The organism is Ruminococcus sp. (genome assembly GCF_017549005.1).
Classification (GTDB): domain Bacteria; phylum Bacillota; class Clostridia; order Oscillospirales; family Ruminococcaceae; genus Ruminococcus.
Map to the genome: position 1 here is coordinate 193,204 of NZ_JAFYYT010000007.1, position 12,043 is coordinate 205,246.

The 12,043-nt window shown below is 46.1% G+C and carries 7 protein-coding genes; 4 read left to right on the forward strand and 3 right to left on the reverse strand.

Going from position 1 to position 12,043, the window contains the following annotated elements:
* Positions 1–54 precede the first annotated feature (54 nt).
* Positions 55–1,482, forward strand: coding sequence for an LCP family protein (locus tag IKW96_RS03730; protein WP_296570434.1), 1,428 nt, complete (start codon positions 55–57; stop codon positions 1,480–1,482).
* Positions 1,483–1,794: 312 nt separating this feature from the next.
* On the opposite strand, the gene IKW96_RS03735 is transcribed toward IKW96_RS03730, so the two are convergent.
* On the reverse strand, positions 1,795–3,069 hold the full coding sequence (locus IKW96_RS03735) for an aminotransferase class I/II-fold pyridoxal phosphate-dependent enzyme (protein WP_296570438.1): 1,275 nt from the start codon (positions 3,067–3,069) through the stop codon (positions 1,795–1,797).
* Between the two features lie 329 nt (positions 3,070–3,398).
* Here IKW96_RS03735 and IKW96_RS03740 point away from each other — a divergent pair, with 329 nt between their 5' ends.
* The 3 genes from IKW96_RS03740 to IKW96_RS03750 all read left to right on the forward strand — a co-directional run bounded on the left by IKW96_RS03740 (position 3,399) and on the right by IKW96_RS03750 (position 8,616).
* Positions 3,399–4,730 carry a transglutaminase domain-containing protein gene (locus IKW96_RS03740; protein WP_296570442.1) on the forward strand — a complete coding sequence of 444 codons (1,332 nt, stop codon included), beginning with the start codon at positions 3,399–3,401 and terminating at the stop codon, positions 4,728–4,730.
* 259 nt (positions 4,731–4,989) lie between these two features.
* On the forward strand, positions 4,990–6,978 hold the full coding sequence (locus IKW96_RS03745) for a bifunctional diguanylate cyclase/phosphodiesterase (protein ID WP_296570446.1): 1,989 nt from the start codon (positions 4,990–4,992) through the stop codon (positions 6,976–6,978).
* A gap of 207 nt (positions 6,979–7,185) precedes the next feature.
* On the forward strand, positions 7,186–8,616 hold the full coding sequence (locus IKW96_RS03750; protein WP_296570449.1) for a cellulase family glycosylhydrolase: 1,431 nt from the start codon (positions 7,186–7,188) through the stop codon (positions 8,614–8,616).
* Positions 8,617–8,767: 151 nt separating this feature from the next.
* Here IKW96_RS03750 and IKW96_RS03755 read toward each other — a convergent pair whose 3' ends face one another.
* Both IKW96_RS03755 and IKW96_RS03760 read right to left on the reverse strand, forming a co-directional pair.
* Positions 8,768–11,659, reverse strand: a complete 2,892-nt coding sequence (locus IKW96_RS03755) for a family 43 glycosylhydrolase (RefSeq protein WP_296570453.1) — start codon at positions 11,657–11,659, stop codon at positions 8,768–8,770.
* Positions 11,660–11,838: 179 nt separating this feature from the next.
* The coding region (locus IKW96_RS03760; protein ID WP_296570455.1) for a hypothetical protein at positions 11,839–12,043 on the reverse strand (205 nt) is incomplete at its 5' end.

Below are 12,043 nucleotides of genomic sequence, written 5' to 3' on the forward strand. Positions count from 1 at the left end.
AAGAACCTGTATCACTGATGGTACAGGTTCTTAAAGCATAGAAAGGAGCTCATTATGCCACACAGATATAACGGCAGAGATGAAAACAACATTCCTAACACAGACAATGAAGAAACAATGCTCATATCGGGAGTTCCCGATGAACATGAGGAAGAAAGACGCGAACTGCCGCCGCTCAGACGAGTCAACAGACGTGTTCCCCGGCAGAATACACAGCAAAGACGGGAATATGCTCCCGCTCAGGAGGAAAAGCCTGTGTATTCGCAGTCTCAGCTGCCGCCGCAGTTTCCCCATTCTTCCGCTCCTCCGCCGCCTGTTCGCCACGATGACAGCGACGGGGATTACTATGACTATAACTCTCAGCCGCCTGAGAATTACAGCGGAACGGGACATTCAGCTCCCGCGCCTGCACCGTTACCGTCTGCTCCCCCTCCTGCTCACCACAGACAGACGGACAGAAAAAAGCAAAGACCTGCACCGGAAGCCCCTCAGGAGCAGCCGAAGCCAAAGAAAAAGAAGCATCATAAATCCCTGCTCAGAAGAATTGTCGGCAGAGTATTCAAAGTAGTCCTTGTTCTGTTCCTTCTTGTGTTCGGAGTTTATTCATGCACCTCCGTCAGCCTCATAAGAAAGGTTAATCAGGTACCCTCTGAAAGGCGCAGTCACTATGCCAGCGATGTCGGCAGAGGTCACGTAAGAAGTGTTCTTGTCATCGGTACAGACGGCAGAAGCGCCGAGGAACGCGGACGTTCCGATTCGATGATACTCGTTTCCATGAACAGCAAGACCAATGAGATCATCATGACATCTTTCATGCGCGACAGCTATGTTGAGATCCCCGATAACGGCTGGGATAAGCTGAATGCAGCGTATGCATACGGCGGTCCCGATCTTCTTATGGACACTATCGAATACAATTTCGACGTCCGCATAGACGACTATGTATCCGTGGATTTTGCCTCATTCGTGTCGGTAGTTGACGCTGTGGGCGGAATAGATATCGAAGTTTCCGACGCAGAAGCCGAGCAGATAAACATAATCCTTATCTCCGAAGTGAACGAGCTCATGGGCGACGACAGGAACTCCGATCTCCTCAGCGGCGGCGGAAAGCTTCACCTCAACGGAAAACAGGCTCTCTCCTACTCGCGTATAAGGAATGTCGGAAACAACGACTTCGAGCGCACTGAGCGTCAGCGCAGGGTAATGTCACTTATCTTCGCAAAACTAAAGTCCTTCAAGCCGTCAATGTTCAAGAATCTTGCCTCAGACGTTATACCTGACGTAAGCACAAATATGACCGAACTTGAAATGTATCTTCTCTCGCTGAGAGTCCCCGTTGCTGCAGGATATGAGACAAAACAGATACAGATACCTGCCGAGGGCACATACTACGGAGATGATGTTGACGTAGGAAGCGTTCTTCAGGTCGACAGAAATGCAAATATAGACGTCATTGATAAGGAAGTATTCTCAAAAGGATAACAAAAAGCCCTCTCTTATGTGTGATACGCATAGAGAAGTATATGTGAAAATTTATTGAGGAAAACCCTTTTGAAAAAGGGTTCTTCCTCAAACTCCTTTCCTAAAACTTCCAGCTTAAATTTTTCCAAACAGGACGCCCGACATAATAAAAACGCCCTCTGTATATCTTACAGGGGGCGTCCTGTTTGGAAAAATTTGGGTTAAAAGTCTTTGGAAGGGGGGGCGGGGGAGAACCTTTCCTCAGAAAGGTTTCCCCCGATAAGTCCCATATATACTTCTTTACGAGTATCGCACATACGAGAGGGCTTAATTTTATTCAGCTAAAAGCTTTTCGGCAGCCGCTATCTTTACGCAGATCACGAAGAGTTCCATTGCCTTTTCGAGGTCCTCTATCGGAGGATATGTGGGAGCGATCCTGATATTCTTGTCGTCAGGGTCCTTTCCGTAAGGGAAAGTTGCGCCTGCGCCTGTGAGAGTTACTCCTGCCTCGCTGCAGAGCTGAACTATCCTCTTTGCACAGCCGTCAGGAGCGTTGAATGATATAAAGTATCCGCCCTTAGGATCTGTCCAGCTTCCGATACCGAGAGGAGCTATCTCCTTTTCCAGCTTATCACAGACAAGTCTGAATTTCGGAGCAATTATTGCCATATGCTTCTTCATGTGAGCGAGCATATTGTCAAAAGTACCGAAGAACTTGACGTGACGGAGCTGATTCATCTTGTCGTGGCTGATAATGCTTATGCCGAGGAACTTCTTGAGCTCGTCGATATTCTTCTTGCTTCCGCCCATTACGGCAACGCCTGCGCCCGGGAAAGTTATCTTTGAAGTCGAGCCGAAAACGTAAACTATGTCTTCATTTCCGACTTTTTTAGCTTCGTCGAGGATATTGAGTATGTACTTCGGGTCGTCTGTAAGGTGGTGGATGCAGTATGCGTTATCCCAGAAGATACGGAAGTCCTTTGCGGCAGGCTTGAGAGCTGCAAAACGCTTTACAGTCTCATCGCTGTAGCAGATACCGTCAGGATTTGAATACTGAGGTACGCACCATATGCCCTTGATGGACTCATCGTTCTTTACGAGCTCCTCTATCATGTCCATATCGGGACCTGTGGGAGTCATAGGGATATTTATCATCTCAATGTCAAAGAACTGAGTTACCTTGAAGTGTCTGTCATAGCCGGGAACAGGGCAAAGGAACTTAACCTTACCGCACTGAGACCACGGCTTGCTGCCGAGAATGCCCTTGTTGTAAGCGCACTGAACAGCAAAAAACATTGCATTAAGGCTCGAATTGCCGAAAATGATTATCTCGTCCGTGCCAACACCTATCATCTCCGAAAAGAACTTCTTAGCCTCGGGGATACCGTCAGGCACACCGTAATTGCGGACATCTGCGCCGCATTCACTCATAAAATCCCCGTCGTCAAAAACTTTAAGCATATCAACAGTCAGTTCAAGCTGCTGCTTGCAGGGGTTTCCTCTTGCCATATTAAGGCAGAGCCCTTTGCTCCTGAATTCGCCGTAAAGCTTTTCGTTTTCGCTCTTGAATGCGCTGAGCTCCTCTTTTGTCATCTGAGATAACATCATTTCTCCGAATCTCACCTTTCAAATATTATTAAGCGCTGAAAACAGCACAAAATCTCCAAATAAAAGTATAACACAGCATAGCCCCATTTTCAAGTGACAATATAACAAATTATATAGCAAGAAAACTATTTTTTTTAGTGCTTAAAGCACTAACGCCTATATATAGCGATATTCTCATTTGGAATAGCAATTTTTACTAAAAAAACCTTGTTAATTTTAGATGAATATTGAGTGAAAAGGATTGACATTTTAGGCGATTTTGTGTATAATAGATTTATAGAAAAAAACATGGGGAATTGGAATCAAATGCTACTTTAGGAGGGCTATGTATGAAAAAATTGATCACATCGACAATTTCAATCGTGACATCAGCCGCTGTATTGATGTGCTCGGGGCTTTGCTCGGCTTTTGCGGCAAACGAAGAGCCTGATTATTTTGATTCCGAATCTGCAGAGGTATATCTCAGCGACCTTGATTCTTTCAGTATCGACCTGAGCAGTCAGCCGAAGATACTTTCAAACTTCAAGGACGGCTTCTATAATTACGGCGACACACTTGATGGCAACAATCTTGCCGTGTACAATGCATTGATGAAGCTTGACGAACCGACTGACCAGCCTTTTAACGTCAAGCTCACCAGATCTGTATCAATAAAGCTCGATGAGCGCGACCCTTCCAAGTTCACGGAGAAGGATACCGAAACATACCAGGAGGCTCTTTTCACAAACTGCAAGCCCGGTATCGACTGCGCTCTCTTCGACCGTCCCGAACTTTACTGGATAGACCCGTCGAATTTAGCTATATCCGTGGGTTCCGACACAACTATAACCCGTGATTTCTTTGCAGGCGGATATACTGTAAAGATACGCTCGCTGACTATAGTTCCGTCATGGCTCGAGGGCTTCAAATCCCGTGAAAACGCTGTTGAATACGGAAAGCTTCTTGATGAAGCTCTTGAAAAAGTCCCTGTAACAGGCGCAAACAGGTACGAAGTGCTCAAGAATATACATGATTATATATCAAAATTCACATATTACGACCTGGAGGCAAAGTTCAGCAGCTCCGCTGTAGGCGCCCTTGTTGAACCCGGCGTTGTGTGCGAGGGCTATTCCGAAGCTTTCAAGATCATCTGCGACAGGCTCGATATCCCATGCGTATGCGTATTCGGAAACCTCATCGAGGAGGACAACGCAGGTCATATGTGGAATTACGTACAGATGGAAGACGGAAAATGGTACGGAATGGACGTAACATGGGACGATCTCGACGGTGCAGGCGGAAGAGAAGTTAAATACGAGTACTTCCTGAAGGGCTCCAAAAACTTCTACATAAAGCATACACCCGTTACCGATTACAAGATAACTCAGCTAGTTTATCCCGAAATCTCGGAGAAGGACTTCGATCCTGCATTCTATTCGATTACCTCATCGACAACGACCACGACTGCTTCAGTTTCCGTTGTGACCACTACTACTACAACGCAGCCGCCTAAGTCCGCAGAGGGCGACCTCAACCGTGACGGCGACGTAAACGTTGCAGACCTTGTGTACTGTCAGGGCTCAGTCCTCGCAAAGATAAAGCCGCAGTACTCCTGCGACGTTAACGAGGACGGCGTGGCTGATGTATTTGATATAATTTACATGAGAAAACTGCTTATCTGACCATTCAGATTTAATCTTTATTCCTTTCAAACGGCAAAAAGCTCCTGAAAACAGGAGCTTTTGCCGTTTTTTTATATGAGTCTTCGCCTTTTGACTGCCCTTCCCTTTTGCGATTATCTTATAATCTATAAGTAAAGATTTTATTATTGTTTATAGTAATATATGCTATATTCACATTATATCTATTGACAAAAAAAGTATATTATGTTAGAATTATTTAGAAATGTTTTTTAACACATTTCTAAGGGGGGGGTATGATATGAGCGCAATTCTGAAATCTCTTGGCTTTGAGAAACACAGTCCCTATGTCCGCGATTACTTCGACAATGTAAATATGCGAAAAAGCATTTATATGTCGTCAATTATCATCGTGCTCGAAGTATGGATGATAATCCGTATGACACGGACTATCTTCCGCGAACATCTCCAAAGCAATTTCTGGCACTATTTTGAAAAATATTATGTAAACTACATCGTCCTGCTCACTACAGGCTGCATAATGCTTTTCTGTGCAATACAATTCCTGCGTGGAAAACTCAAATGCCGCAATGTCATTGTCATCACAAAATGTGTATTCATGGTCATTTGTATAGTTTTCGGCATAAAAGTCTCCCTTAATGATTACGAAAAGGGCGAACAGATACTCACATTCATTACAATGGAGCTGTTCTCACTGTGCCTGCTTACATGGCGTCCCTATGCAGCTTTTCTGATATCGGGCGTATCATTCCTGTATCTGTACTTTCAGATGGATCAGATGGTGGCTGTAAACACTATGGTCAACATAAAAAAAATGGTCATCGCCAATACGACTGATACAGGAGTTACGGAAGCTACAAAGATCAATTTCTTCTTTATGTGGATATCAACTATCATGGTCTGCATAGCAAATTACAACGGCATCAGGATACAGGCGCTGAAAGCCGGGAATTTGCAGGAGATAAACACCTATCTCTCGAAGCTCTCCGTTGAGGACGACCTTACGGGAATACATAATATGTTCTATTTCCGCAATGAAGCCGAAAAGCTCCTCAATTACGTCACAACCGACAAGGAAAATATCGTTTTCCTCTTCTTTGACATTGAAAACTTCAAGTCCTACAACGAAAAATACGGATTTCATGCAGGAAACGATCTGCTGATAAAGATAGCTCACATGATAGACGACTCCTTCAAGGGCTCGCTGGTCTCAAGGTTTTCCGACGACCATTTCGTTGTTCTCACCAGCTATGAGGGCTCAAAGAACACTATCGGTCAGATCTCGGGAGAAATAAAGAAGCTCCAGAAGGAAGTCCACCTTGAGCTCAAATGCGGCGCTTATAAGCCTGTAGGCGACGAAGCCGACGTAAGCTTAGCCTGTGACCGTGCTCGTTTCGCCTGCAACAGCATTAAGAAACACTACGACCGCACTTTCAGAATGTACGACAAGACCCTCGAGGACAGGTTCCAGCTCAAGCATTATATCGTCAACAATATCGACACTGCTATCGAAAACGGTTACATACAGGTGTATTATCAGCCTATCGTTCTCACTGAAAACAGCGAAATATGCGGACTTGAAGCACTTGCACGGTGGCAGGATCCAAATTACGGACTGCTCTCCCCCGGTCTTTTCATTGAGATACTCGAGGAGTACCGTCAGATACACAAGCTCGACCAGTGCATAATAGAGTCGGTTTGCAGGGATTATCGCGATTCTGTAGATAATAACAAGCCTTTTGTTCCCGTATCACTGAATTTCTCGAGACTTGACTTTGAGCTTTGCGATATCGTGGGATTCCTGTGCGAAACTGTTGAAAAATATAAAGTCCCAAAGGAATTTATTGATATTGAGGTCACCGAAAGCGCCCTTACAGACCAGCAGGAATTCCTGCCGTCTGCTATCAAGAGGCTCCGCGAATTTGGCTACAAGGTATGGCTGGACGACTTCGGAAGCGGCTATTCTTCGCTGAACGTCCTGAAGGATTATCAGTTTGATGTCCTAAAGATAGATATGAAGTTCCTTTCGGGCTTCAGCAGCAACGAAAAGACAAGACCTATACTTGAAAATATAGTAAGTCTTTCAAAACAGCTCAAAATGCTCTCTCTTACCGAGGGTGTGGAAACAAAGGAACAGTTTGATTTCCTCGCATCTATCGGCTGTAACCGCGCTCAGGGCTACCTGTTCAGCAAGCCCGTGCCTATTGAAATCCTGAGAGAAAAGATTAAAAAAAAAGAGCTGAAAGTATCAGACCAATACAGTAATTGAATAATCCTTCGTTGGTGCGGCTAATGCCGCACCGTTTTTTGCACTTTAAGTGTACAATTTCACTTTTATTTCTTAATAATAGCAATTTCAATACCTATTTTATTTAAATATATCAAAATCATGTTGCACTTTCGTGCTGAATGTGCTATAATAGCATTGGGTAACAGTTTCGTTTTTATGGGATATTATAATTACGGAGGAATTTCTATGAAAAAACAGGTCATAAGCACTGTTCTTGCTCTCATGCTTGTAACCGAGCCCTATGCGCTGCAGCAGAACAGCCTTTCAAACGCCGCCGGTAACGAGATGCGCGATATGACGACTATGGAGATAGTCCGCGATATGGGGATCGGCATCAACCTCGGAAACACAATGGAAGCCTGCGGTGACTGGATAGCCGACGTTGACAAGCAGTGGGGCGACGGTATCCTCACAGTGGAGGAGTACGAAACCGCATGGGGCAGTCCTGTTATCACAAGGGAAATGATACAGGGCATGGCTGACGAGGGCTTCGGAGTTGTCCGTGTTCCCGTTGCATGGTCCAACCTCATGGAAGACGACTACAAGATAAACAAGGATCTTGACGCAAGAGTCCATGAGATCGTCGACTGGGTCATCGACTGCGATATGTACTGTATCATCAATATCCACTGGGATAACGGCTGGGTAAACACATTCCCTGACAATAAGGACGAATGCATGACACGATATGAGACCATGTGGACTCAGATAGCCGACAGCTTCAAGGAGTACGGCGACAGGCTCATGTTTGAATCGCAGAATGAGGAGCTCGGCTGGGAAAAGATATGGAATCCGTGGGGCAGCACCGACGGAAAGGCGGAGTCCTACGCACTTGTAAACGAGATCAATCAGAAATTCGTTGATGTTGTCCGCAAATCAGGTGGAAATAATCCAAAGCGTCATCTGCTGATATCGGGATATAATACGGGATTTGACCGCACCTGCGATCCGCTTTTCAAAATGCCGGATGATCCGGCACAGCGCATGGCGGTATCAGTTCATTACTACACTCCTGCCGGATTCGCTATACTCGAGGACGAGGACGCCGACTGGGCAAAGGCTCGTCCAACGTGGGGAACCGATGCGGACTACAAGGAACTTTACGAAAACATGGATATGATGAAAAAGGGCTATGTCGATAAGGGTATCCCCGTTATCATCGGCGAGTACGGCTGCCCCTCAAAGGGCAAGAAGGCCGATTCCGTCAGACTTTTCCTCAGCTCCGTGTGCAAAGCTGCCTATGAGCGACAGCTCTGCCCTGTTTTGTGGTCAACTCCGGGCGGACACTATGACCGTGAAAAATGCCAGATGGCAGATCAGGAGCTGAAAAAGCTTTTCAATGATATTTCTGGCTTCAAGCCAAAGGAAACGACAACAACAACAACTACTACAATAACTACAACCACAACTACCTCTGCAACAACAACCGAAAAACTGCCTCTCAGGGGAGATGTTAATCAGGACGGCTCTTTAACTGTCGCCGACCTTGTAGCACTTCAGCAGTTCATTCTCGGAAACGGACAGCTTGAAGCCTGGAAAGCCGCAGATGTCTGCGAGGATAAGATAATAGATATCTTTGATGTTATCGCTATCAGGAAACTTCTCATAAACATTTAATTGAAAAAGCTTCACTTATATGTGTGGTACTCGTAAAGAAGTATATATGGGACTTATCGGGGGAAACCTTTCTGAGGAAAGGTTTTCCTCAATAAACTCTCACAAATATTTCTCTATGCGTATCACACACAAGGTGAAGCTTTTTCAATTATTATCCTACTACGACTTTAGCCGTTATATTTTTATTGTTTCCGGCAAGCTCCGCTTCGCTGCCAAGATTGATGACAGGAGCGCCGTTTCCGTCAAAGGCTACACGCTTTATACGCGTATGCCTGCAAGGGTCGTAAAGGGGATCCTTGTTGTAAGTTCCGCAATTTCCCGATGAATGGGAATCAGGCCTTGCATGATAAACTATCAGCAGATTGCCGAGCTCGTCCCTCACAAAGCTGTTGTGTCCCGGACCTGCACAGCCCTTTACATCGGCAGTCGACAAAACAGGACTGCTGAGCTTTTTCCAGCTCTTCGTATTCATAAGGTCGGAGTTTATATCGGCTTCAAGCCTGCCTACGCAGTACTCCGAGCCTGTTCCCGAAGCAGAGAAGAAAACGTATACCTTATCTTCTGTTTTCAGTACTGCCGCGCCCTCATTTACGCGGTTATTCACAAGCTCCCAGTCATACTCCGGCTTTGTAAGGAGAATGGGCTCAGAAATCAGCTTCCAGGGCTGTGACGGGTCTATCTCAGCCATAAAAAGTGAGGAATCCCCCTTTATCTCAGCCCATATCACGTAATGTCTGCCGTTGTTCTCAAAATAGGTCATATCCAGCGAAAAGTTAGCAAATGAGGAACTGTCGCCTGCTGAAGCCTGCATTTGTCCGCATTCCGTCCAGTTTCCCGTGTACGGGTCTCCGTCACATTTCAGCACATAGGGACGTATCGCCCATATATCGCTGCTTGCTCCAGCTGCAAAGAACATATACCAGCTGCCGCCGATATAATGCATTTCGGGAGCCCATATATGCTTGGCAAGCATGCCGCTGGAATGTGCTTTCCATATAGTCTTTTCCTCCGCCGAGGCAAGTCCCCGGACAGTGCTGCTGCGCCTGAGGATTATGCGGTCGTAGCCCTTGTCAACGCTGCCGTATGCAGGATATGAAGCCGTAAAATAGTAATAGCCGTTGCCGCCGTCCACTATATATGGGTCGGCTCTTTCTTTTATGAAAGGGTCGGGATAAAGCTCGGAACTGGACTTTACAGTACCGCTGACGCTGTAAACTCCTGCCTTTGATGTGTCTATACGCGATATATCAGAGCTGTTCCAGTCCACACTCATATCGCATACTCCGCCGCCTGTATACTCTGCTGCGACAGTATCCGGCATATCAATGCTGCTCCCCACGTTCACATTTACTACAGGAGCTCTCATTCTCGTATTTATTGGTGAAAGTCCCTCAGAAGGATAAGCGTTTATGAGTGCCGTGTACTGGTCGCCGTTTATGGGTATAACATAGCCGTGACGAGGCGTAAAGTTGAAGCTGTAGCTGCTCCTGCTGATTGTTTTGAAGTTCACAAGGTCTGTAGTTTCCTGCATTACGTAATATCCGTCCCCGTAAGCGTCGGACATCATGAGCCATTTGTCGGTTCCGATAAGATTGTAGATATTTGGTCCCTCAACGCCGATATCCCCCTCCGAGACCTGCTTTATCTCGCTGTAGGGACCGCTTGCGTGGTCGGACGTGGCAAGATATATGCGCTTATTGGTCTCATTCTTGTAGTACATATAGTACTTTCCGTTCACGAATATTATATCGGAGTCGATAGCGTCGTTGCCGTTCTTTGGCGCAAACAGCAGCTGCGGCTCTGTATCAAGCTTCTTCATGTCTCTGCTGTATGCATAGTACATGATAGTCCTGTCATCACGTCCCGGGACTCTCGCTGCAAAATATATCATATACGCGCCCTTTTCGGCATCGTATATCGCCTGCGGAGCCCATGCGCGGTCAGCGCCCTGCATATTTGAGTACTTGTTGGCTATCTCGATACTCGTTTCATCGAACCAGTGTACAAGATCGGTAGACTTTGCACTGAGGAGGTTGCGGTTGCTGTTCCAGCCGAGAGATGACTTCATATCCGTAGCGAGCATATAGTAGAAGCCGTCCTCGCCCTTGAATATATACGGGTCGCGGAGACACTCCGTGCCGACTCCCGATTTCCATACTGCCCTGCCGCCGTTCAAAGCCTTGAAATTGTAGCCGTCAGTGCTTACTGCATATGAAAGGCGCTCCTGTTCGGGAGAATTACCGAGGAAGTAGGCGAAAAGATATGCAACATCAGGTTTTTCTGTGGAAATTATGCTGTAAGTTTCGATATTAACATCGTTTCCTGCAACAAAACTCGTCAGGAGCACAAGATCGGAAGTATTTACTGCTCCGTCACCGTTCATATCCGCAACTGATGTCATAGTATCATCAAAGCCGCTGATGACTCCGCGCTGCATTATTATACGGTCATAAATATCAGTCTTTCCGTCAAAATTCAGGTCGCCGCGGACAAATTTAAAGTCGCCGCCAACAGGTCGAATATAGAATTTCTGTCCCTCGCCTGCCCAGTAGTCCCACTGATCTATATTTGCGCCGTTATCATAGCTTATATCGTAAACGTCAAGAGCAGCATTTCCCGAGCACTCCGCTGTGATATAATATGCGTCATCGGTGCGGTGGAGAATGAAGTGCTGAGCCGCCGTGTCCCTGTACTCCGAAAGAAAGATGTTGTTGCCGTTTGTGGAGTCGCCGTTCTCAACGGTCAGCGCCCTGCTTCTGTCAGCTCCCGAGAGAATGCAGCATTTTCCGTTCCCTGCACTCTCAATATGCCATATCTGCGAGCTGTCGCCCTTTTTCTCCCACTGCTGAACATTTCCGTCGCTTGCAGCCGTTATATACTTGCCGCTGAGACGTACCATGATAGTATAGTCTGCTCCGCTTATGACCTCGCCGTAGCTGTCGGCAAAGTCAGCGGCAACTTCCGCACGGGCAGTCACAGGACAGGCAGCAATGACCAATGCCGCCGTGCTTGCAGCTGCAAGCACTTTTTTCAGTCTGTTCATTCCTAAAACCTCTTTTCATTATGATATGTTTCTGTATATACGAACACTTTTCGTTCCGAATTATTCTAAGAACATTTTACCCGATTTTCTCCTAAAAATCAATAGTTTTTTGTGCTTATTCATATCTTTTGACACAAAAAGCTCCGACCTGATCAAGTCGGAGCTTTTTACATTAAATTTTACTTTATGAGACCAATGCCCCAGATAGTGAAGCTGCCGCTTCCTGTGATGGAAACGTCAAGATCTCCCGTTGTATCCTGATAGTAGCCAAGCTCTGCGTCAGGACCGCCCCATGTGTACTGCTTGTTGCCGTTTACCTTTGTGGTCTTGCCGTTTACAGTAACATTTATGCTGCCCATTCCGTTGCTGTTAGCCTTGAATACG